Origin of the sequence: Mesorhizobium sp. B2-6-4, from assembly GCF_006441495.1 — a bacterium.
Taxonomy (GTDB): Bacteria; Pseudomonadota; Alphaproteobacteria; order Rhizobiales; family Rhizobiaceae; genus Mesorhizobium.
Genome location: NZ_VFUE01000030.1, coordinates 29494 through 52726, shown reverse-complemented (window position 1 = coordinate 52726; position 23233 = coordinate 29494). Strand labels below are relative to the sequence as shown.

The window sequence follows — 23233 nt, the reverse complement described above, 5'->3', positions numbered from 1 at the left end:
GGGCCGCGGTTTCGACTTTAGGCCGTTGAAGTGGCTGGTGCTGGCCGCAGGCTGCTCATTGCTGAACGCCGCGGCCGCGCAGTCCGCGGTGACACCTGCCATCACACCGCCCGCCGCGGCCGCGCCACCTGATGACGGCCAATGGACAATGCCGGCTAAGAATTATGCCTCGACGCGCTACAGCGAACTGGCGGACATTAACGAGGACAATGTCAAGAACCTTCAAGTTGCCTTCACTTTTTCGACCGGAGTGAACAAGGGTCAGGAAGCGGCGCCACTCGTCGTCGGCAACACGATGTATATCGTGACACCTTTTCCAAACATCGTCTACGCGCTCGATCTTTCCAAACCGGGCGCGCCGATGAAATGGAAGTACGAGCCAAATCCTGAGCCTGCCGCGCAGGGCGTTGCCTGCTGCGACGTGGTCAACCGCGGTGCGGTCTTCGCCGACGGGCGCCTCTTCTTCAACACGCTGGATGGTCACACGATCGCGCTGGATGCCGCCACTGGCCAACCGGTCTGGAACGCGCATGTCGGCAACATCAATATCGGCGAGACCATAACCATGGCGCCGCTTGTGGTGAAGGGCAAAGTGCTGGTCGGCAATTCCGGCGGCGAGATGGGTGTGCGCGGCTGGGTCAAGGCGCTGGACGCGGGCGACGGACATGTCGTCTGGACGGCTTACGGCACCGGACCGGACAAGGACGTGCTGATCGGGCCGGATTTCAAGCCGCATTACGACATGGACAGGGGCAAGGACCTTGGCGTGACCACATGGCCGCCGGAAGCCTGGAAGATCGGCGGCGGCAACATGTGGGGCTGGATCTCTTACGATCCGGACCTCAACTTGATCTATCACGGGACCGGCAATCCAGGGCCGTGGAATCCGGACCTTCGGCCCGGCGACAACAAATGGACCTCCGGGATTTTCGCGCGCGATCCCGATACCGGAGCCGCGAAATGGTTCTACCAATGGAGCCCGCACGACCTGCACGACTACGACGGCATCAACGAGCAGATCCTGCTCGATATGAATTGGCAGGGTAAGCCGCGCAAAGTGCTCGTCCGCCCGGAGCGCAACGGCTATCTCTACATTCTGGATCGGACCACCGGGGAAGTCCTGTCAGCGACACCCTATGGGGTCGTCAATTCCAGCAAGGGCGTCGATCTGAAAACCGGGCGCCTGATCGAAAACCCGGACAAGAAAACCGGCACCGGCAGGGTGATCCGGGATATCTGCCCGACAGCATCCGGGCTCAAGGATTGGCAGCCATCTGCGTTCTCGCCGAAGACAGGACTGCTCTACATCCCACACAACAATCTGTGCATGGACGAAGAAGGCCTCGAGGTGAACTACATCGCCGGCACCCCCTATGTCGGCATGAATGTGCGCATGATCCCGGGCCCGGGTGGCAACCGCGGTGCCTTCACCGCCTGGGACATCGCGGCCGCAAAGCCAGCTTGGAACCTTAAAGAGAATTTTCCGGTGTGGAGTGGCGCGGTCGCCACCGCCGGCAACGTCGTGTTCTACGGCACAATGGAGGGCTGGTTCAAAGCTGTGAGCGCAAGGACAGGGGAATTGCTTTGGCAGTTCAAGACCTCGTCCGGGATCATCGGCCAGCCGGTCACCTATCGCGGCCCCGACGGGCACCAATACGTCGCGATCCTGTCGGGCGTCGGCGGTTGGGCCGGCGCGATCGTATCGGGCGACCTCGACCCGCGCGACGCTACCGCCGCGCTCGGCTTCGTCAATGCGATGAAAGACCTGAAGAACGCGACCACGGCGGGAGGCACGCTCTATGTGTTCCGGCTCCCCTGATGCTTTCGAGTTGAAGGCAGTTCGAAGACGCGAGGCGAACGGGCGTCTTGTGGTCGCGGTGGTAGCGTTTGCCTCGCTGCTCTTCGCGGTTGCCGCCGACGCACGTGAACTCAAGGTATGTGCCGACCCTAACAACATGCCGTTTTCCAACGCCGCTGGACAGGGCTTCGAAAACAAGATTGCCCAGATCATCGCCAAAGAGCTGGATGCAAGACTTTCCTATACCTGGTGGGCCCAACGCCGCGGTTTCGTTCGCAACACGCTCAAGGCAGGCCTGTGCGATCTCATACCTGGCACTCCCGCCAATCTCGAAATTCTCCGCGCCACCGCTCCCTATTACCGCTCGACCTATGTCTTCGTGACGCGGCGGGACAGTCCCGAGATCACGTCTTTCAACGATCCACGCCTGCGCACTCTGCGCATCGGCGTGCAGCTCATCGGCGATGACGGGGCCAACTCCCCACCGGCCCAGGCACTCGGCCGCCGCGGCATTGTCGGTCATCTCGTCGGCTATCCAGTCTATGGCGACTATTCGGCTCCCAACCCGCCCGCGCGCATTGTCGAGGCGGTGGCCAGCGGCGAGATCGATGTTGCCGTCGTCTGGGGCCCGCTCGCCGGTTATTTCGCCGCCAAGCAGAAGACACCGCTGCGCATCACGCCCGTGACACCTCGAATCGACGGGCCTCAATTGCCAATGGTCTACGACATCTCCATGGGCGTCCGACGCGGGGACGACGCGCTGCGCGACGAAGTGGATGCAGCCCTTGCCAAGCACAAGGCTGAGATCGACGCGACCCTGGCCCGATACGGTGTGCCGCGCCTTGATACCGGCGGGAGCGCGGACCGATGAGGCGGAACCTCACCGTGCTCTTGTCGGCGATGCTGGCCCTTGCCGCTTGCCAGCGGGAAGAGCGCGACACACGTCCGCAATCGGCCCTTGGGTCCGGCCAACAGCCAACGCCGGTGACTGCGCTGGAGCCAGGCGGCCAAAGGCCGCTCCCGAGCGACAACAAGGCTGCCAGCTTCGAGGCCAACGCCTTTCATCTCAGCGAGGGCAAGCGCCTGTTCAGCTGGTTCAATTGCTCGGGGTGCCATGCCAATGGCGGCGGCGGCATGGGACCGGCGCTGATGGATGAGAAGTGGGTTTACGGCAGCTCGATCGAGAGTATCCACGCAACGATCCGGGACGGGCGGCCTAACGGCATGCCTAGCTTCCGAAACAAGATACCCGATGATCAGATTTGGGAGCTTGCAGCCTTCGTACGTTCGCTGAGCGGCAACGCCCCCTCCTCCGCCGCACCGCAGCGTAACGACGACATGATGGTCCATCCGTCGGAAAATCGCCTCCCCGATGCCGCGACGCTGGGGAAATCGCCGTGAAACGATTTTTTCCCAAAGCGAGTTGCGCAGCCGCTCTCCTGGCGCTTTCAGGTTGCAGCGGCTGGCAGTCCGCTCTCGATCCGAAAGGCCCGGCCGCGGGCGAGCTCGCCTGGTTGATCTGGTTTTTCACTGCCCTGTGCGCGGCCGTGTGGATGCTGGTGATGGTCGTGCTGGTCGCCACCCTGTTCCAGCGAGTTCGAACAGGAAAAGATCCGCTCGTGCTCGACCTCGCTTCCGAACATCGCAAAATGCGCGTGGTCTTGACCGCGGTTGGGGTGACTGCGGCGATCCTAATTGGGCTGACCCTGCTGAGCTTCTTCGCCAACCGGACCCTTGCCGGGATCGGATCGGACGAGGCGCTGACGGTCCGCGTGACCGGCCACCAATGGTGGTGGGAAGTGCGCTACGAGAATGCTCAGCCAAGCCGCATCCTGACGACGGCGAACGAGATCCATATTCCGGCCGGCGAGCCGGTTCGGCTTCTTTTGAGTTCAACAGACGTAATCCACTCCTTCTGGGTGCCGAGCCTTGCCGGCAAGCTCGACCTCATCCCCGGACATATGAATGTGCTGGACATCAGGGCTGACAAGCCAGGCGTCTATCGTGGTCAATGTGCTGAGTTCTGCGGCGCGCAGCACGCCAACATGGGCACCTTCATCATTGCCGAGCCGCGGCCGCAGTTCGATGCCTGGCTGGACGACCAGTTGCGGCCTGCCGCCGCTCCGACCAATGCCGAAGCCAAGGCCGGCGCGGATCTTTTCCTCCAGCGGCCCTGCGTGATGTGCCACAGGATCGGCGGCACACCCGCAGGCGGCACGGTAGCGCCCGATCTTACCCATATAGCCAGCCGGCAAACTCTCGCAGCCGGAACGCTGACGATGAGCCGCGGCAATCTCGCCGCTTGGATCACCGACCCGCAAGGCATCAAGCCCGGCTCCCACATGCCTGTAACGGCTCTCAATGGCGACGAGCTCAATGCCATCATTGCCTACCTCGAGGGGCTGAAATGACCAGCGCCGACCTGACGAGCGGACGTGACCTGCGGGCGGAGGCGCAAGCAAAGGGAGATCTCGCTCCCGAGCATGACGGACCGCGCGATACCGGCATGGAGCAAGCCGATCTCCAGCGGTGGCTGGAGCGCACCTGGCGTACGCCCCCGGGCATCATCGGCGCGCTGTCGAGCGTCGACCACAAGGTGATCGCCAGGCGCTATCTGATCACTGCCTTTGTCTTTCTGTGTCTGGGCGGGCTCAACGCAGTGGCTATGCGTGTTCAGCTCTCGGGACCACAGCGTGGGCTGATCGGGCCGGACCTCTACAACCAGCTGTTTACCATGCACGGCGTCACGATGATGTTCCTGTTCGCGGTACCGATCGTGCAGGCGACCGGCATTTATCTCGTGCCGCTGATGGTCGGCACCCGCAACATTGCGTTTCCGCGGCTGAATGCGTTCAGTTACTGGGTCTATGTTTCGGGCGGCCTGTTCGCCTGGGTGTCTTTCGCTCTCAACATGGCGCCGGACGTCGGCTGGTTCGCCTATGTGCCGCTGTCCGGTCCCGAATTCGCCCCTGGCAAGCGCGCCGACGTCTGGGCGCAGATGATTACCTATACCGAGGTGTCTTCACTGGCTGTGGCAGTGGCGACGATCGTCACGATCTTGAAGCAGCGTGCTCCCGGCATGTCGCTGGACAAGATCCCGCTATACGTCTGGGCGATGCTGGTCACCTCCTTTGTCGTCGTCTTCGCAATGCCGGCGGTGATGATCACCTCGACATTCCTGATCCTCGACAGGCTGGTCGGCACACACATCTTCAACCCGGCCGAAGGCGGTGATGCCTTGCTGTTCCAGCATCTGTTCTGGTTCTTCGGTCACCCCGAGGTCTACATCATCTTCCTGCCGGCGACCGGCATGGTCTCCTCGATCATCCCGGCTTTCGCCCGCCGACCGGTGTTCGGCCATCTCGGCATGGTTCTGTCGTTGATCGCGGTCGGCTTCCTGTCCTTTGGCCTGTGGGTCCACCATATGTTCGCGACAGGCCTGCCCAAGCTCGGCGCCAGCTTCTTCACCGCTTCCAGCATGATGATCGCTATTCCCAACGGCGTACAGATCTTCTGCTGGCTGGCAACGATGTGGGACGGCAGACCGGTGATCCGCACGCCAATGTTGTTCGTGTTCGGCTTCTTCTTCATCTTCGTCATCGGCGGTCTCACCGGCGTCATGCTGGCCTCCGTGCCGCTGGATCTGCAGGTGCACGACACCTACTTCGTCGTCGCGCATTTCCACTATGTGCTGATCGGCGGATCGGTATTCCCGCTGCTGGGTGCGGCCTATTTCTGGTTTCCTAAAATCACCGGCCGAATGATGAGCGAGCGCCTGGGCCGCTTGCATTTCTGGCTGGCCTTCATTGGCTTCAACGCCGCCTTTTTCCCGATGCACATCGTGGGGCTGTGGGGCATGCCGCGACGGGTCTACACCTATCCGGCCGAGCTTGGCTGGGGGAACATCAACCTGTTCATAACAGCAGGCGCGGTGGTCTTCTTCCTGAGTTTCGTCCTGTTCACCTTCAATCTTGTGCATGGCGCGTTGAAAGGCGCAGCGGCAGGCAACAATCCCTGGGAGGCCGGCACCCTGGAATGGGCAACGCCCTCGCCGCCGCCGAGCTATAATTTCGCGCGCATTCCGGTCGTCACCAACGCGGAGCCACTCTGGGCCGAGCGCGACGCTCTTCCCGTAGCGACCGGGCTTCGCGTCGACGCGCGCGAGCTGCTGGTCTCGACAGTCGCTGAAGCCCATCCCGACATTCGCGAGAAATCGGCGACACCGTCGATCTGGCCGCTCTTTGCAGCGTTCGCCGTAGGCGGCACGTTTCTCTATTCGATCTTCACCCCCTGGGCCATCGTGTGGGGCGCCCTGCCAATCGCCGTCACCTTGATCGGCTGGTTCTGGCCAAAAGGTGATCCGGAGGACGAGGAATGAACGAGCGTCCCGTCACAGATGTTTCCGGTCTCCCCACCTTTGGGCATGGTCCGCGCAGCCCGACCTGGTGGGGCACGCTCGCTTTCATGGCTCTGGAGGGCACCGGCTTTGCGCTCGCCGCAGCCGCCTATCTCTACTTGGCGGTCTCTTGGCCTGAATGGCCGTTGAGTGCACCGCAGCCGAACCATTGGCCAGGAACGATCGTCACGCTGCTGCTGATCGCCAGCCTGGTGCCGAACCACATCCTCGATCGGTATGCCAAGCAATGCGCCATCGTGCCGGTGCGGATCGGACTGGTTGTCATGTCGCTGCTCGGCCTCGCCCCGCTCCTTGTGCGCTGGTTCGAGTTTCCGGCCTTGAACGTTTACTGGGATACGAACGCCTACGGCTCGATGCTTTGGGTGCTGCTCGGGCTCCACACCACGCATCTGATAACAGATGTCGGCGATACGATCGTGCTGACGGTGCTGATGTTCACGCGCCATGGCTATAGCGGGCGACGCTTCGGCGACGTCGGCGACAATGTTTTCTATTGGGATTTCGTGGTCGCAACCTGGCTTCCGATCTATCTGCTGATCTACTGGGTACCGAGGCTCGGCTGACATGCGCGCGGTCCGGTTGGGAACTTCCTGGGGTGGGCTTTTGTCGGGCCCGTTGGCTTGGGCGGTCTCGACGCAACTGAACTACTCGCTGGTTCCCTGGCAATGCAATCACCAGGTGCCGGTCGTGCTTCCCTTAGCGTTGCTGCTGGCCTTGTTCTCGCTTCTGGGCGGTGCTCTGTCCTGGCAGGCAAAGCGGCAAGGCGGCGCTGCTTTCAAAGCAGAACGCACGCGCGGTACCGAGCATTTCGTCGCCGATCTCGGCATGCTGGCGGCTCTCCTGTTTGCACTGGTCATCATCATGCAGGGAAGCGCCGCACTTATCCTGGACGAGTGTCTGCGATGAACCTGGCCACTCTCTTCTCCACCTCGATCTGCTATGGCTCCGGCGCGCCCGAGGCCGGATGGACACTTGCGCTTCCCATCACGGCCCCGCTGACGGCCGTCGCGCTCATCTACATGGCCGGTGCGATGCGGCTGTGGCGCCGCAGCACTCGCGGCCGTCCGCTACGGATGCGTCAGGCGCTGCTGTTTGCCGCCGGCTGGAGCGTACTGACGGCAGCGTTGGTCAGTCCGATCCATGCTCTCGGCGAGCGGCTGTTTGTCGCGCACATGATCGAGCACGAGTTGCTGATGGCAGTGGCGGCGCCGCTGCTGGTCATCGCCTGCCCCGCCCCTGCTCTGCTGTGGGCATTTCCCGTAACGTTTCGGCGTGCCCTGGGTATGGTTGGGCATGGCAAATCGCTGCGAGCGCTCTGGACCTTTGCGAGCCGGCCTGTCACCGCAACGATTGTTCACGGGATCGCGATATGGGTGTGGCACATTCCGGTCCTGTTTGAGGCAGCGCTCGAGCATGGCGTGCTGCACTATGCCCAACATGCGAGCTTCCTCAGCACAGGCCTGCTCTTCTGGTGGGCGTTGCTGCCGCGCCCAAGCCAACAGCAGACCTATGGAAATGCCGTGATGCATCTTTTCTTCACCTCCCTGCACACCGGCCTGCTCGGCGTCCTGCTTCTTCTATCGCCGAAGCTCTGGTACCCGGAGAATGCTGCCGGGGCGGCAGTGTGGAATTTAAGCCCGATCGAGGACCAGCAGCTTGCCGGGCTCGTTATGTGGGTCCCGGCCGGCCTTATCTATGGCGGGGCAGCGCTATTGCTGGCCGGCCTCTGGATAACAACGAGCGGAACCAGGAAGGTCGCGCATGCGCCCTGGCCCATCTAAATTGATCATCGCCGTGTGCATTCTGCTGGTCGTCGCGGGCGGCGCGCTCGCATTGTGGGCCGACCGAGCCCGTCGGGTGCAGCAAGAGGCGGATGCCGCTACCGGCGGCGTCGGTGCACGTGCGATACCGATCATGCTGGCGAATGGCTGCGCCGGCTGCCACACCATCACCGGTGTACCCGGTGCGGTAGGCCACGTCGGCCCACGCCTGGACGCCAGTCTATCTGACAGGATCTATGTTGGCGGTGTGCTGGCTAACAATCCGGAGAACATGATCCACTGGATACGGTCAGCAAGGGACATCAATCCGCACACCGCCATGCCCTCCACCGGCATCACCGAGCAGCAAGCGCGTGACATCGCCGCCTATCTCTATGCTTTGAGATAGACCGCCGCCTCGGCGGGACCACGGGCTGCGCCCAGGACCATAGCCGACGACGGGGAACAAAGCTGCCCGATTATGGTTTGGACAGCAGCCGGCGCAGTACAAATTCAAGTCCGCCGTGCTGCTGGGTCATAAGCCCCAGCCAAGAGCCCGCTTCCCCCTCCCTCAAGAGCGGGCTCTTTCCTTGTGGATCGGATGCGGAGCGATCAGGGGCGAGGACTGAGGCGACATGAAGCAACTTCTGTCAGATCTCGCCGCAATGGCCGAACCCGGCTTCTGGATCGCCTTGGGGCTTTTAGCCCTGCCTTACTCCGTGGGAGTAATCTTCCTGATCAAGACATGCCACTGCCTCTGATCGCCCAGCCTTCCGATCGTACGGGCTTTATTACCTGCCAGCGCAAGATGTGAGTGACCATCACGAACTGGAATCGTCGCCGAGGCCATCCGCGCCGCTCGAACACCCATAAGGTTGCCGACCACGCGTTGGAGGAGTTGCTGGGAGCATGCATTGCCGCGGAGGAGCCTTCCGCACTTGTATGTCGCCTTTGGTGGGCCCTGAACGATGCGCGGAAGCGCGCGTTCACAGCATCGAACTGGCCGGTTGAGCATACCGCGACGTTGGTCGAAGAATCCGGATTGCGGCGAGCACATTTCTCCCTTTTTCGGTCACATTTTATCGGGGCGGATCCCACTCACACCGATGCGGCAACCATCGAGTCCGAGGAAACACTGGACAAGTCGTTCTGTTGCTGGCGGCGAAACCAGCCCAGGGTGAGGCGCACACCCTCTTCAAGAGGTATTTGACAGGCCCAGCCGGGGATGATCCTCCGCGCTAGAGTTAAGTCCGGGCAGCGGTTCGTCGGATCTTGGGGGATCGGATCAACATGCACGATTTTGGTGCCTGGCACCAAGCCTGCGACGTAACGGGCAACATCGATAACGGAAATCTCACGATCGTTTCCGATGTTCAGGGGACCAATATAACCATGCTCCTCCCCCCAGAAGAATTGTTCTAGGCCGTCCACGATATCGCTGACGTATCCCCAACTCCGCGACTGCAAGCCGTCGCCAAAAACGATTATAGGTTTGCCGAACAGCGCATTCGTGATGAAATTTGATACTGCACGTCCATCGTCAGGTCGTGTCCTAGGTCCGTAGACGTTGAACAATCTTGCAACTCGAATGTCGAGCCCGCTCAATCGGTTACTCTCAAAAAGCAGGGCCTCGGCGCAACGCTTACCTTCATCATACGATGAACGCGGCCCCGTGCAATCAACGGAGCCCCTGTAAGTTTCCGGTTGCGGCGTTACCAGCGGATCGCCGTAAACCTCAGACGTGGACGTGAAACAGAAACGGCCCCCGGCGCGAAGAAGGGTCAGAAGCCGCATAGTTCCTATTACGTTGGCCGAGATGGTTCGTACCGGATCTTGCATATACCAGGGAGGCGAAGCAGGCGAGGCGAGATGATAGATCTCGTCAAAAAGGCTCCCCTGCTGAAAATCTTCAACAGCCACATCTACCACGACCAAGCGAGGGTCGGCGATATGATCCAGATTGGCACGAGTACCAGTCCAGAAATTGTCAACAGCAACAATTCGATTGATTTCTTGCCTTAACAACAGTCGATCAACCAGGTGGGATCCGATGAACCCGGCTGCTCCCGCGACAAGAACACTTTTCATTTCCGACCCAAAGCTTTGCAGCTTGCTCAGGAGCTATGAACGCTGACTCGTCAAGCCGTCTGAATTGCCAATGAGATGTCACTCCCTCCACGCAATGATGGTTCGCGCAACGCGCATCGCCCGAACAACCCAAATCCGCGCAAATAGTACCACCCCATTGGACAATGGCACATCTTAAGGACCCTGTCACCAGCGGTGCAGTGCATACACTACACTGTAAAAACGACAGATTTCTGTAGCCTGACTATCTTCGATGGGCATAACATCACCACAAGTTCAATGGGAAATGTATCCTCGACAAACCCAGCACAGGTGGGAGAGTAGCGGTAGAAACTCAGACGGCCCGGGCAGGTGTTCGTTCGCATCCGGATCGAACGTAAAGTCCGTGTGCGAGAAATGCCCTCCTTCTTATCGAACAACGGGGATATGTGGCGCGATCTCGCGCCCCCGGAGGATCTGGTCGAGCATTAAGGGCGGCTGCTTGCGCTCTCGAATGGTGAGGTTCGTGGAACGGCAGGCACCATCAAAAGTGCTGATTGCACTGCGCGGAAATGTAGGCCTCAATGGGGCTGTCAAGGGAGGCGGACGCCATCATCGTGTCAGATCGGACAGGCGCGCAATCAGCTGTCGTGACAATCATCGATCCGTCCCGCAAGCGAGGACTGTTCGAACCTTCCGAGCTTTGGCGATATCGGGAAGTTGTGTTCTTCCTGGCCTGGCGTGATTTCAAGGTCAAATACCGGCAGACTTATCTGGGCATCCTTTGGGCAATGCTGCAGCCGCTCGTTGCTATGTCGGTCTTCAGCATCTTCTTCGGCAAGCTCGCAGGCATTTCGTCCAACGGCGCGCCATACCCGCTATTTGTTCTGTGTGGGCTTGTGCCATGGAGTTTTTTTTCGCGAGCCGTCGCCAGCATGACGGGCAGCCTCGTCAGAAACCAGGAACTGGTGAAACGCGTCTATTTCCCGCGTCTGATCATTCCCATCTCCACGATGGCCTCATGCCTGACCGATATGCTCGTCGGCTTCGCTCTTTTGTTCGCCGCCATGCTGGCATTCGGAAGCTGGCCGGCACCACAAGCAGTCTTCTTGCCGCTGTTCGTGCTCGTAATGGCTGCGTCAGCGACTGGAGTGGGCGTGGCATTGTCGGCGATCAACGTTCGCTTTCGCGATGTGGGCTATCTGTTGCCGTTCAGCCTTCAGATACTTCTGTTCATGACCCCGATCGTGTATCCAGCCAATCTCGTCCCTCAATTGTGGCGGCCGCTTTATAGTCTGAACCCAATGGTTGGGACAGTCGAGGCCATCCGCTGGAGCATGCTGGGCACGCCTGCGGACTGGCTCATGATCTCGATATCAACGCTCTCCTCGCTAGCCCTTCTCGTTGCCGGACTGACTATCTTCTCAAAATCCGAACGCGCGTTTCCGGACCTGATCTGAGTGATGACCGACATCGTGATCCAGGCTGCCAATCTCTCCAAGGCGTATAGACTTGGTGTGGCGAACAACAGCTTCCCCACGCTGCGAGACGCGCTCGCCAGCAAAAGGCGGGGTCTTCGCGGGGAGGCCGATACAAGCCACCGCAAAGGTGCGGACGAGCCGTTCTGGGCGTTGAAAAACGTCTCCTTCGAGGTGCACGCAGGCGAAGTCCTTGCCGTGATCGGTCCCAACGGTGCAGGAAAGAGCACCATTCTCAAGATACTGGCGAAGATCGTGGAGCCGACTTCCGGCCGCGCGACGATACATGGACGGCTGGGAGCTTTGCTGGAGGTCGGCACGGGGTTCCATGCCGAACTGACCGGCCGTGAGAACATTTATCTCAACGGGGCCATACTCGGCATGCGGCGCATCGAGATCAATTCCAAGCTTGACGAGATCGTGGATTTCTCCGGGGTCGAGCCGTTTCTCGATACGCCTGTCAAACGATACTCAAGCGGCATGTACTTGCGTCTGGCCTTCGCGATTGCCGCCCACGTCAATCCCGACATTCTGGTGGTCGATGAGGTCTTGGCCGTCGGCGATGCCACGTTCCAGAAGAAATGCATCGCCAAGGCAGCGAGCATCGCCGGGACAGGCCGCACCGTGCTGATCGTCAGTCACCAGATGCCGGTTCTGCAGCGACTTTGCACCCGCGCAATCCTTGTCGACGGCGGGATGGTCCAGGCGGACGGTCCGACTCAGGACGTGGTCCGGGATTATCTCCAGACGCTTGAGGCCCGCGCAGGAACCGATCTGAGTGTGCGATCCACGCGCACCGGGCGCGGCCGCCTCCGTGTGGTCGGCATCGAAGTTTTCAATGAAATGGGTCCCGTCGCGTCCGGGCAGCCGGCAACTTTTCGGCTTCAGGTTGATGGGCCGCGCGAAACATTGCAGTGCCTTGTGACTATCATTGATGATCTCGGGGATCCTGTGACCTCATTTGATAGCCGGGAGCAATCCCTGCATGACCGTCACGGCGAAGTCTACACGGTACATGTGGACAGCCTTATGCTGAGACCAGGGCGCTACAGGATTGACGTAGCGCTGGTGGCGGACGACAGGGTGGTCGAAGACCATGTCGAGACGGCCGCTGTGTTCGATGTCATGCCCGGTTTGCTCGACGATCGACCGGTCAGCGCCCAGCCTGGCTTTGGCAATGTCAGCTTCCCGCATCGATGGGTGGTCAGGAAGTGACGCCTGTTTTCACCTGGCCACGTGCGCAAGCTGTCGCCGAATCCTGCGCCGCTGCTTTGCTGTCCACATCATGATCTTCAGGGCAAGCCGTTTGGCTTTGCTTCCGATCGTTGCAGGCGTGACATAGGGCGCGCGTGCCAGCCGCAGCGCCAATTGGAGGCGGAAATCCCGCGTTCCACTTTCCATCATATGCTCCGCGATCCAGTCCAGAAAAGCGGCGCGGGCGGGGTGTTTCCCCATCCGATCGTAGAGCCCTCGCTGAGTGGCAATCGCCGAGGCCGAACTGGAATGCTGCCGGTAACGTGCGAGAGTTACAGGAGTGATAAAGGCTGGGAATCGCAGGAATAGCTTCGCCCACAGAGCCTGGTCTTCATAGAGCTCAAAGTGCTCCTCAAAGCCACCAACCGTGCTAACCGCGCTTCTCCGCAAGAGCACGGAACAGGTACACGGAACGTGGCCGTCCTGCATCAGCACCAGCCGACCCAAAAGCCGGGGGGGCTGATGTAAGCGTGCGGCAAGTCCATCTGTCGGCTCGACCCAGTCGGAGCGCGCTCCATCCGGATACCACCATTTGGTCGGCCCGAAAATCATTGCGGCATCCGGGTTGGCATCGGCTGCCGCCAGGACCGTCTGCAGCATATGCGGCTCGTACAAATCATCTGCATCCAGGAAGGCAAGCAAATCGCCGCAGCTGGCGGCTATTCCGGCGTTTCTCGCTGCCGCGGCGCCACGCTTGGATCCGGGAGGCCTGCGCAGCACCTTAATTCGAGGATCGATTGCCGCGGCATCATTGGCGATCCTGATACTGTCGTCCGTCGAATTGTCGTCAACCAGCAAGAGTTCCCAATCTGCAATCGCCTGGGCCCGGACGCTGGCGATCGCTTCGCCCAGATTTGACGCCGCATTGAGGAAGGGGGTTATGATCGTCACCCGCGGCACGGAAGTCATCGCTGCAGCCGTCTTACGATGCTTCGCTTGCTCGTCTTCCAGGTTTCGCGCGCGAGCACTTTCCAGATTGCGGAACGAATGCGGAAGGAGGCGCCCTGATCCGCCATCACCCCATTCAGCCATCTGAGAAACGTGATACGCGCGGCTTCGTCAGCGCCTGCCCTGGCAGAAGCGGCAGAGCAGCTTTCGACGTGCTGGCGGTATCTCGCCCAGGTCTGGCCGGACACGTAGACGGGCGCGAATGCGAGCGCCTTCGCAAAGAAGGTCTGGTCTTCGAACATCAGGCGGAAGCTGTTCTCGAATCCCCCGAGCGTTGCCAACAAACTTGAACGCATCAGGGCGTTGCAAGTTGTCGGCGTCTGGGCTTGGTTCTGCAGCAGCAGTTCCAGCAGCACGGGCGGATCGTATCGGGCGTTCGGTTCGACTCCGAGCGGGTAATAGTAGTCCGCACGACCAGCAAGCTTTGCCCAGCTATGCCAGATCAACGTCCGGCCGTAGATTAGACCGAGCGTCGGATCGTTTTCCATGATGCAGACTTGTTCGGACAGCTTTTCGGGCAGCCATGTATCGTCTGCATCGAGAAACGCGACATAGGCGCCCCGCGCCTCGGCCAGCCCGCGGTTGCGCGACGCGCTGATACCATGATTGCCCTTGTCGGGATGGGAGAGTAGTCGCACCTTGCCTGGCAGGCGCTGCGCATAGTCGCGCACGATGACAGATGAACGGTCCGTCGAGCCATCGTCGACGACGAGGAGTTCCCAGTCAGTGAAGCTTTGACCTACAACGCTGTCAATAGCTTCCCGGAGGTATCTCTCGCCGTTGAACACGACGATGATTGCCGTGACGCGCGGTTCTCGGCATGCAGGGTCAGCCATGGCAAAGGACCGCGCGCCGGAACTCTCTCTCACCCCAATCAGCGACCGTGACCCGCGGCAGTCGGAAGGGGTCGACCCTGAGCCCAGCTTCACGCGGCAGGGTGGTTACTGCATAGTCCATGCCAGCAGATCTTACCGCTTCGGCGGTGCTGTCATCGAAGTCTCCGAAGGGGTATGCGAATCCCGCCACCCTCCGCCCTGTGATCTCTTCGCATTGTTGGCGGCTAGCGGAGATCTCGCGTTCAAGACTGTCCCGTTTCAGCAACGGCAGGGATGGATGCGTGCAGGTGTGGGCACCGATCGAAACGCCATCGGTGTCGGCGAGATGCCGCAGCTCCGAATGAGTCATGGCGCGGTCACGCCTTCGGGGGCTGGCGTCGGTTCCTGCCCATCTTGCCAGCTGCTGCAGCGCCCTCCTCCGTTCGTGTACTCTCAACGGCTTCAGCAGTGCGTGCAAGCCGAAATGGAGCGCCGTGCGGCTGATGACGAGATTCGATTTCGCGCGCGTGGCGTCCTCCGTCACGAGCCAATCATAGTTTCGGCCTGCGATCTGGATCGCGAGCCTCTCCGGGAGAGCAGGCGTTTCCAAAGTGATGCGCGACAGAATATCCCACCAGAACACTGAGGGGTCGGTGAGCGCGTGGGTGGTGACGAAGACGGTCACAGGAGCGTTCATGCGTAGCATGATCGGCACGGCATTTTGCACGACATCCGCATAACCGTCGTCAAAGGTAACTGCCGCGGCATTTCTCGCTGGCTTTCCGTCCCGAAGCCGTTGTGCCAGCCATTGCAGGGGAACAATATCGCGCGCCTTTGTCAGGATTTCGATTTGGCGTGCGAAATTTTGTGGCGAGACCGAGAGTTCCCAAGGATCGACGCGTGGTTCTCCGACGCGATGATACATCAGCACGAGCGGCCGGTTGTAACCGGCAAGCAATCGGCCCCGTCGCAGGAGCTTGCTAAGAGCTTGACGCACTGTCACGCCGCTCGTCGCCTGAAAGCGCGCGCGGCGACAATCACCGGGCAACATGGGTCATGCACATCGAGCATTGCCGAATTCAGCTCATGCTCCGCCAAGCCATAGAGAAACCCGGTAGCCGAATAGGCGTTTCCATAGTGGCGGACTTCGACATTCTCCACCCCGAACCTGTCTGAGAGAAGCCGGCCCAGCGCCGCCGGGGTTATCGACCAGAACCAGCTCTCGCCCCATTCTCCTCGGTCAATCGGGCTTACCCAAGGGACCGTGACCAGAAGCACGCCTCCCGGTTTCAGCATCCGCCATAGGGTTGCAACCGCGACAGGCATGTTGAAAAGGAGGTGCAGGGTCTGGGTGAGCACGATGCAGTCAAATGTCTCGAGCGGCAGGTCGTCGCCGTTGGCCAGATCGCCAACGAAGGTCGTCAGCGGGTGGCCTTCATATCGGTTTAGAACGTCGCTCCTGGCAACTCGACTGCCTCCGAAGCGGGTCGTATAGGCGTTGTCCCCGATCTCCAGAACCCTGCCGGATATGTTCAGCGAACATGATGCGAGGAAAGTCTCGACATAGCGGCGGTCCACTGGCTTGCCGCGATCAAAACCGAAATTTGTACTGAAGGGCAGCGGGCGGCTGAGGTCACCGAACCGGACGCCCGATCGGCGCCGACTTGACCAGCCCTTGAAACGCTGCCGCAGCATCATGGTGGTCTGCAATGGCGCTGCGAGCGAAACGGCAATGGTGTTCAGGAGCTGACCGCCGAGCGAAGAACGGGATCGAACCGCTGTACTAAGCTGTCCCAGTTGCATGTGCGCATAATAGCGTTTCCAATTTTCGACGCCCTGATGGTAGGCGGCCGTCCAGTCTGGATTGGTCCGCGCAAGATTCCTCTGCCGGCCAAGGACTTTGAGCGCCGCGCGCAACATCATCGGATTGCTGTTGGACATATTCGTTGCGTGCCTGCGGTAATCTGCGAGACACTCCGGGGTGCATGCGGCCTTGTTTGCCCGAGACAGGCGAAGGTAGACGTCGTAATCCTCGCAAGCCCGCAGGGATCGGTCAAATCCGCCAGCAGCCTCCAATGTGCTACGCCGATAGAGCACTGTCGCATGCATTCCAATCAGGTTGCCGGTCAAGAATCCGGCATACGGGTCCTCTCCCACCGGCCTCAGCGGAACTGAATTCCTGACTGCGCCGGCCTCATCGATGTAGCAATAGGCTCCATAGACAAAGGCGCAATCCGGACTGTCATGGAACAAAGCAAGATTGGTAGCGAGCGCCGTCGGGCGCAGCCTGTCATCGGCATCCAGGAACGCGATGAATTCGCCACGTGCTGCCTTCATTCCCGTATTGCGGGCAGCGGCTAAACCCTGGTTTTCTTGGCGGATGTAGTGGACGTCGACATACCGGCGAACAACATTTTCGGGATTGTCCAACGAACCATCGTCCACAACGATGATCTCATCGGGCCGCACGCTCTGGTTCCGGACACTGTCGATCGCTTCCGCGAGAAATCGAGCATGGTTATAGGTCGTAATGACAACCGAGACACAGGCTGCGGCGGGTCTGACGGTCATCTTTCGCCCACTTGGCTCTGCGCAGTCGGGTAGCCGGCAAAGGTTAGCCATGCGACTGAGCGCCGACATGCCTCCTCGAAGCCGACCACCGGCTGGTATCCGAGCTCGCGCTCGGCCTTGGCCGACGGGAGTTTCACCCGACACCGGTGCAACAGCGCACGTTCTTCAGATACCTTGATCTTTGGAGCCATAGGCGGCCTCTGATCGAGCCCTGATTTCCGCCACTCGGCATAGCCTACCTTTAGTCCGCTACGAACGGGTCTCGGGAGGCTTCGGACAAGCCGCCGGTAAAGGTCGCCATCTCTCAGCCATTGTGTCCAGTTCGGCGCGAATGACAATGGCGCGGAAACCGAAATCGCAGCCAGGTCGAAGCCCAATGCCTCGGCTATCGGGCGGCAAAGATCTGCCCAACTTATCCTTTCGCGGTCCCCGACCAGATAGGTTCGCCCAGCCGCCTCGGGCACTTCGATGGCAAGCTTGATCGCATGAACGACATTGTCGACATAAGCGCTGTTGCAGATGCCATGGCCGCCATCCACCAGATAGGCAGAGCCGTCGAGGAGATCGTTGGCGAAGCCCCCCGTCCAGCTGGAGCGCGGGCCAAAGACAATTCCGGGCCGCAGCACCACCACCTGGACTGCACCGTCCCGTGACAATTCCCCGAGACGACGTTCAGCACGAACCTTGGCATTGTTGTACTCGACCGTCTGGCCGTCGTGCAGCGCGCTCGTTTCGTCCGTTCCGGGCAGCGGCGATTGGCCATGAACGGATGCGCTACTGAGGTAGACCAGGCGAACGACGCCCGCAGCGGCGGCGGCAAGATAGACAGGCTCGACGGCATCGACGATCGTGCGACTATCACCGGCAACTGCATGAACAACGGACTGACAGCCAAGAAGGGCCGCAGTAAGAGCCGGAACGTCATGCGCGTCCGCCACCCTTCCATCGATCGCAAAGCGGGACAGGCTGGCGAAAGCACTCGGCCTGCGAACGATCGGCCTCACCTCAGCCCAGCCGGAAAGATGCAGCAACTCCACTGTCCGGCAACCTATGAAGCCGTTGGCGCCAAGCACGGCAACAGTGCCGGTCATTGTCTGGTCTCGGCGGAAGCAATGACGTGGCGAAAGTCTTCTGCTCCGAGCCAAGGCATGTCCAGCCGTTTCCGTCTGGCATAGCATTCCTCGATTCGCTTGAGCACGTTGCGCCCCGCTGTGGCTGACCCGGAAAGGAGGGTTCCATTTCGGACCGTGTCGACCAAGTCCGAAATCTGATCGCAGAACGCGTCGACGAAATCGCGCGACCGGTCGTCGGTGTTGGTGAAGGAGGCGGTGGCTGCCGTGCGGCATCCTTTCAAGGCGATCTCTACAAGCTCCGTCTCATTGACTGCCCAAGAAATCGAGCCACGTTCGCCCTCAAGACGGTAAAGGTTCGGACGAGCCCAATCACGGCTCAGCCGGACCGTTGCCTCGAAGCCGCCAAAACCTAACCGGACAAGGCAGTTCGCCTCGACGCCGCCCATTGCGTCATCGGCGTAGTGGATTTCATGGGGCTCTCCGAACCACCAGGTCAGGAGGTCAAGGCAATGCGTGCCTATGTCCTGAAGCACGCCACCGCCGGATTCCGCGCGGCTGAAATAGCTCGTCGAAGCGACAGGCCACTGGAAAGGGCCACCCTCAAAACAACAGACACCTTGAATTTTTCCGATCAATCCGCCCTCGACCATGGCCTTTATCGATCGGGTGGCAGGGAACTGCCTTCTGACGAGGCCTGTTGCCACATGCAGATTGTTGGCTGCCGCTACCGCCAGGATAAGGTCTGCGTCGGAGCTGCTCGTGGCCATCGGCTTCTCGCACAGAACATGCATGCCGGCCCGCAACGCCTGCATCGACTGATCAAGATGGTATCGAGGCGGGGAAGCGATGATCGCCACATCGGCGCCCACAGCCAGAAGGCCGTCGAAACTGGCTGCAACCTTCGCTCCGGGCAGCCGCGCCTGTACGACCGCGGCGGATTTCGCTTCGGGATCAAAGATGGCTGCGACTGCGATCTGGCCTCTGCCTTGAAGGCGCGACAGCGCTTCCGCATAGTAGAGCTTCGTGACGGCGCCACATCCGGCCAAAACGAGACGGACAGGCTCACCTTGCCGCAGCCGTGCCGGCTGCCGTTGCACAGTTTCAATTTGGGCGGACAATCTCGCCTCCCTGCTTCGCAACGAGCCACAGCATACGTCCAATTGTCTTGAGCGACGGATCGAGGTGGAAGGCTTCACTCATTTGCGCGAGGCATCCAGCCCAATCACCAGAGCCAAGCAGCCGCCGTCCGGTTTCGAGAGCGCTTTGCGAATAGGTCCGCCGAGCCGATGCGGCGACATCGTCCGCGAGTTCGCTTGGAAGATAGCTCTTGAAAATATCAATCGCCATTCGCGTGTAGGCCATGTCCGCGGCATTCCGGATATGGCGCCCTGTGTTCGATTGCGGGTGCATCCGATAAAGCGCAAGGGCTTGCGGTTCGTACCAGACGGGAAAACGAGAAGCGATGCGTATCCACATCTCCCAGTCTTCGCTGCATTTCAGCCGCCGGTCGAAGCCGCCGAGTTCTTCGTAGACCGCGCGTCGGACCGCGATGGACGGCGTCATGATGCGCTGTTCGAGCGCCAATCGGATCACCGCATTCTCAAGCCTTCCGGAGACTGACTGCATTGCAGGTTCGATCGACAACTCCTGTCCGTGGGCGTCCATGAAGACCGTCCGGCAGAACGCCGCTCCTACTCTCGGATCCGCATCGAAACCCCGACCGAGCAATTCGTAAAATTCTGGTCGGACGGCATCGTCGCCGTGCAGGAGATGGACAAGTTCCCCCTGGGCTCGGCTCAGACAGGTATGGAAGTTGCCGATGTGGCCGAGGTTTTGCGGCTGGCGGAAAAAGCCGACACGCCTTCCCCCGATTTCGTTCACGACTTTTTGCGGATCGTCGGACGAACAATCGTCAACCACTTCGATCTGCATATGAGCCGGGTCAGGGGCTTGCGCGAGCACGCTTTGCAGCGTTGAGGCAAGAAAGCGGGCGCTATTATAGACGGGGATCATCACCGACCACTTCGGACGAACAGCCGCCTGTGGCAATGACGGGACCGGATCGCGATTCTCGAAGTTGCGGAAAGCCGTCATCTCCCGAGCACCGAGGATTTCAGCAGGAGCAGTGCCAACCGCGCGATATCGCGTTTCGGCACGTTGTTTCCGCCAGTGCCGCTTCGCAGCAATCGTAGGAAGCACGATCTGGCCGACGGCAAGTCACCTCCGTTCAGATACTGCTTCGACCATTCGTAAAAGTAGCGGGAACAGCCGCCACGGGCAAACTGTGCCCCACGGGCATCCATGACATTCGCCATTCGCCGGTAGAATCCCTCGATCGCATCAAGCCTGAGCGGGCTTGGCAGCGCCGATACAAGCCCACCCGGGTGCAGACGATAGATACCTGCCACCTCGTCGACAAAGGCGAGGTCTGCTGTCTTTGCGCAATGCACATACAGCGGCCAATCAGTAATCGGAAAGAAATCTGCATACCAAGACGGTACATCCCGAACGCACGCGGTTCGCATCATACCGCCGCAAGTGGCGAAGGGATTGCCTTCCCAAATTTCCCTTTGTGTGATTAAGGGCTTCTGATCCCGTGGCGTCCACCGCCGCGACGTGATCTCGTCGCCGTGCGCCACGAGCGCATTGTAAAATATGGCCGAGAGCTCAGGATGCGCGTCAAGATGGGCCACCTGATCTCGCAGCTTGGTCTTGGATGTCCACAGGTCGTCGCCATCAAGGATCGAGACATAGCGCCCGCGCGCAACCCGGAGTCCTCTCGCAACGACCTCGTTGGATCTCAAATTGCTGCCAGAATAGATCGCCGATAGTCTTTCGGGATAATCGGATACATACCGCTCCACGATCTCCCGGGTACCGTCCGTCGAAAAATCTTCGCTGATCAGGATCTCGACACCGGATTCCGTATCTTGCATGAGAACGCTGTCGATCGCTGCCGCTACATAGCGAGCGTGATTGTAGGTGACAATGAGCACGGTCACACTGACCGTCGGTTCATTCACTGTCCGCTCAAAAGTGCATTCTGCCGTCTGAGCCAAATTGCGGCCCGACGACATCTGCTCTTCCGACAGCAGCAGCTTCTTCATTCCAAGCCTCTAAGGAGAAACGGGCTGTCTGAGCCGCTGCCCTCTTGGGGCATTGCAAAGGTTCCTCGTTCGGGATGCTGCGCCAAATAGCCTCCGCAGGGTCCAAGTTTGCTGTCCATTGCAGCCAGATTGTTGAGCAAGGCACGGTAATCGGTATTCTCGCCGCGATCGAAAAGCTCATCGACAGCGTAGTCCCAGAACGGTTTCCCGATCCCCGAGCTGCGGCCTTCGCGTTCCAGTTTGGTTCCTTGTTTCGCCTTGCGCCGGAAAATGGCAAGCGTCGCACCGACGACTTTCGCGAACTGCGAGGGCGATCGCCAGAGCACTCTGGCGAAGTTCATGCCGACGGCAGCAAAGCGGCGCCTTTTAAGCCCGAGCCTGGCGATCTCGACATCGTTACGGAACATCACATCCGATAGGATCGGGCTCACCATCTCGCTGCAGCGAGCAAAGAGGCTCTCGAGCACCATCCGACGCGAGATGAGCATTCGGACGAAATCTTGCGACATGGCTCCTGGCGTTCGGCGGTATCCGACCAAGTGCTCCTTGACGACATCGAATCGGTATTTCGAGGCGATACTCAATTGGAGGAAGAAGTCCTCACAACCCTCCGCACCGTTTTCGCGCAGTCGCGAGGAATAGCCACCCATTTCGAGTAAGACATCGCGCCGGAACATTGCCGAACTTCCGTGACCGATAAAGTTCTGTCCGAGATGCTGCATGAATACCCATCCGTGCGGGTGCATGCGCTTAGGCGTAATGATCGCCTTATCATCGGCATCAATCGTCCGGTAAAGCGTATAGACAAGCCCAACATCATTGCCTGCAGCAGCGAAAACACGCAGCTGCTTTTCGAGTTTGGTTGGGTGCCAGAGATCGTCGGCGTCTATAGGTGCTATATAGATACCCTTGCTTGCACGTATCCCCGTATTCCGCGCCGACGCGACGCCACTGTTCTTCTGTTGGAGCAGCTTGATACGCGGGTCGTCATTGGATAGTCGGCGGACGATTGATGCAGTTTCATCAGTCGAACCGTCATCAACGACTATTATTTCGATGTTTCTGTAGGTCTGGTTTATCACCGACGCCAAGGTGCGTTCGATAAATTGTTCTGCGTTGTAGGCAGGGATAATGACAGCCACAAATGCGTGAGTAGGACATTGTGAGTTGCTCGTAGAACAACTCCCCTTGGTGCGGCCACTTCCCTTCACTGTCACCCGGCCTCTGAGCCCTGCATGTACTGCTAAACGGCCGCTGTCCGGCTCACTAACATTTGGGGCCACGCACACTGGACGGCCCTCGCGCGGCCTTCTTAGGTGGCCGATCCATTCTCCTTGTGCGACAGCCCATAGCGTATTTTCCTTTCGCCCCTGGCGGACTTGGTGTTCGAAAACTCACGCAATAGCCACGCCGCCCCCTGCCTAAGTGACCCGAAATGATCTCGCCCGTGCGTAGAGCTGCACACGCAGAGTGGCGGATCCGAGAGTATCTGCCGTTCCTGCAATCTATGCTCCTGGATGGCGAGTAGATAGATCGTCAAAAGCGGTACCCGTTAAGGACAATTCGCGACCGTTTCGGGATGCCCCGAGAATAAACGGTCTCTTTGCTGAGCGCGTTCACGAATGTCACGAGCTGACTGAATCGCACCCAAGGCTGCGGAAATTCGCGTTCCATCTGGAGTTCGCCCCTGGGACCGGACAAATTGAACAGCAGAATTGACTTGGAAGCCGGGCTTTCGAAGGATGGAAGCGATGGTGACTTATCGCACGCACAGCATCGAGTTCAAACGTCAAGTAGTGCAGGAGTTCCTCTCTGGCGAGACGCTGCATGGTCTCGCCAGGCGGCACGAACTGCCGCGTAAACCTGATCCGCATCTGGGTCCTGAATTACGAGGCCGGCTCCTTCGACGAGACGTGGCGGCGGCTGACACGATGCAGACGTATGA

The 23233-nt window shown here is 60.0% G+C and carries 22 protein-coding genes; 12 read left to right on the top strand and 10 right to left on the bottom strand.

Annotation, left to right across the window (positions count from 1 at the left end; all coding sequences use genetic code 11):
- Window positions 1-58: 58 nt before the first annotated feature.
- From FJ426_RS29075 to FJ426_RS32100, 10 genes are all read left to right on the top strand, one after another.
- Window positions 59-1819: a methanol/ethanol family PQQ-dependent dehydrogenase gene (locus FJ426_RS29075; protein ID WP_348640081.1), complete on the top strand. Its 1761-nt coding sequence runs from the start codon at window positions 59-61 to the stop codon at window positions 1817-1819.
- A complete protein-coding gene (locus tag FJ426_RS29070; protein WP_140728357.1) occupies window positions 1800-2669 on the top strand; it encodes a substrate-binding domain-containing protein in 870 nt (289 codons plus the stop codon). Before FJ426_RS29075 ends, FJ426_RS29070 begins: the two co-directional genes overlap by 20 nt.
- Window positions 2666-3199 carry a c-type cytochrome gene (locus tag FJ426_RS29065; RefSeq protein WP_140500652.1) on the top strand — a complete coding sequence of 178 codons (534 nt, stop codon included), beginning with the start codon at window positions 2666-2668 and terminating at the stop codon, window positions 3197-3199. Before FJ426_RS29070 ends, FJ426_RS29065 begins: the two co-directional genes overlap by 4 nt.
- The gene (coxB, locus tag FJ426_RS29060) at window positions 3196-4209 is read left to right on the top strand and encodes a cytochrome c oxidase subunit II (protein WP_140728356.1); all 1014 of its coding nucleotides are present in this window, start codon (window positions 3196-3198) and stop codon (window positions 4207-4209) included. The genes FJ426_RS29065 and coxB overlap by 4 nt, the downstream gene beginning before the upstream one ends.
- The gene (ctaD, locus tag FJ426_RS29055; RefSeq protein ID WP_140728355.1) at window positions 4206-6176 is read left to right on the top strand and encodes a cytochrome c oxidase subunit I; all 1971 of its coding nucleotides are present in this window, start codon (window positions 4206-4208) and stop codon (window positions 6174-6176) included. Before coxB ends, ctaD begins: the two co-directional genes overlap by 4 nt.
- Window positions 6173-6778: a cytochrome c oxidase subunit 3 gene (locus FJ426_RS29050; RefSeq protein WP_140500655.1), complete on the top strand. Its 606-nt coding sequence runs from the start codon at window positions 6173-6175 to the stop codon at window positions 6776-6778. The genes ctaD and FJ426_RS29050 overlap by 4 nt, the downstream gene beginning before the upstream one ends.
- Before the next feature lies 1 nt (window position 6779).
- Complete coding sequence (locus tag FJ426_RS29045) at window positions 6780-7121, top strand: hypothetical protein (protein WP_140500656.1); 342 nt, start codon at window positions 6780-6782, stop codon at window positions 7119-7121.
- Window positions 7118-7996, top strand: coding sequence for a cytochrome c oxidase assembly protein (locus FJ426_RS29040; protein WP_140825677.1), 879 nt, complete (start codon window positions 7118-7120; stop codon window positions 7994-7996). Before FJ426_RS29045 ends, FJ426_RS29040 begins: the two co-directional genes overlap by 4 nt.
- A 1-nt stretch (window position 7997) precedes the next feature.
- Window positions 7998-8384: a c-type cytochrome gene (locus FJ426_RS29035; protein ID WP_226880554.1), complete on the top strand. Its 387-nt coding sequence runs from the start codon at window positions 7998-8000 to the stop codon at window positions 8382-8384.
- A gap of 226 nt (window positions 8385-8610) precedes the next feature.
- Window positions 8611-8736, top strand: a complete 126-nt coding sequence (locus tag FJ426_RS32100; protein WP_263486168.1) for a hypothetical protein — start codon at window positions 8611-8613, stop codon at window positions 8734-8736.
- Between the two features lie 337 nt (window positions 8737-9073).
- On the opposite strand, the gene FJ426_RS29030 is transcribed toward FJ426_RS32100, so the two are convergent.
- Window positions 9074-10063, bottom strand: coding sequence for an NAD-dependent epimerase/dehydratase family protein (locus FJ426_RS29030; RefSeq protein ID WP_140825676.1), 990 nt, complete (start codon window positions 10061-10063; stop codon window positions 9074-9076).
- 629 nt (window positions 10064-10692) lie between these two features.
- Between FJ426_RS29030 and FJ426_RS29025 the strand changes: the two genes are divergently transcribed.
- Both FJ426_RS29025 and FJ426_RS29020 read left to right on the top strand, forming a co-directional pair.
- Window positions 10693-11502, top strand: a complete 810-nt coding sequence (locus tag FJ426_RS29025; RefSeq protein ID WP_181177001.1) for an ABC transporter permease — start codon at window positions 10693-10695, stop codon at window positions 11500-11502.
- Between the two features lie 3 nt (window positions 11503-11505).
- Entirely contained in the window at window positions 11506-12735 is a 1230-nt protein-coding gene (locus tag FJ426_RS29020) for an ABC transporter ATP-binding protein (RefSeq protein ID WP_140825674.1), read from the top strand.
- A 9-nt stretch (window positions 12736-12744) separates the two neighbouring features.
- Here the strand turns inward: FJ426_RS29020 and FJ426_RS29015 are convergent, their stop codons facing one another.
- From FJ426_RS29015 to FJ426_RS28975, 9 genes are read right to left on the bottom strand one after another with little or no spacing between them, the layout of a single operon-like run.
- Window positions 12745-13665 carry a glycosyltransferase gene (locus FJ426_RS29015; protein ID WP_181177000.1) on the bottom strand — a complete coding sequence of 307 codons (921 nt, stop codon included), beginning with the start codon at window positions 13663-13665 and terminating at the stop codon, window positions 12745-12747.
- Between the two features lie 14 nt (window positions 13666-13679).
- Entirely contained in the window at window positions 13680-14558 is an 879-nt protein-coding gene (locus tag FJ426_RS29010) for a glycosyltransferase (protein WP_140825672.1), read from the bottom strand.
- Window positions 14551-15495, bottom strand: coding sequence for a polysaccharide deacetylase family protein (locus FJ426_RS29005; protein WP_181176999.1), 945 nt, complete (start codon window positions 15493-15495; stop codon window positions 14551-14553). The genes FJ426_RS29010 and FJ426_RS29005 overlap by 8 nt, the downstream gene beginning before the upstream one ends.
- Before the next feature lie 41 nt (window positions 15496-15536).
- Window positions 15537-17108, bottom strand: coding sequence for a glycosyltransferase (locus FJ426_RS29000; RefSeq protein WP_140517474.1), 1572 nt, complete (start codon window positions 17106-17108; stop codon window positions 15537-15539).
- Window positions 17105-18199 carry an NAD-dependent epimerase/dehydratase family protein gene (locus FJ426_RS28995; RefSeq protein ID WP_181167683.1) on the bottom strand — a complete coding sequence of 365 codons (1095 nt, stop codon included), beginning with the start codon at window positions 18197-18199 and terminating at the stop codon, window positions 17105-17107. Before FJ426_RS28995 ends, FJ426_RS29000 begins: the two co-directional genes overlap by 4 nt.
- A complete protein-coding gene (locus tag FJ426_RS28990) occupies window positions 18196-19299 on the bottom strand; it encodes a Gfo/Idh/MocA family oxidoreductase (RefSeq protein WP_181165249.1) in 1104 nt (367 codons plus the stop codon). The genes FJ426_RS28995 and FJ426_RS28990 overlap by 4 nt, the downstream gene beginning before the upstream one ends.
- On the bottom strand, window positions 19283-20275 hold the full coding sequence (locus FJ426_RS28985; protein WP_140517477.1) for a glycosyltransferase: 993 nt from the start codon (window positions 20273-20275) through the stop codon (window positions 19283-19285). Before FJ426_RS28985 ends, FJ426_RS28990 begins: the two co-directional genes overlap by 17 nt.
- A complete protein-coding gene (locus FJ426_RS28980; RefSeq protein ID WP_140521285.1) occupies window positions 20272-21288 on the bottom strand; it encodes a glycosyltransferase family 2 protein in 1017 nt (338 codons plus the stop codon). Before FJ426_RS28980 ends, FJ426_RS28985 begins: the two co-directional genes overlap by 4 nt.
- Window positions 21285-22430, bottom strand: coding sequence for a glycosyltransferase family A protein (locus FJ426_RS28975; protein ID WP_181165248.1), 1146 nt, complete (start codon window positions 22428-22430; stop codon window positions 21285-21287). Before FJ426_RS28975 ends, FJ426_RS28980 begins: the two co-directional genes overlap by 4 nt.
- Window positions 22431-23233: the final 803 nt, after the last annotated feature.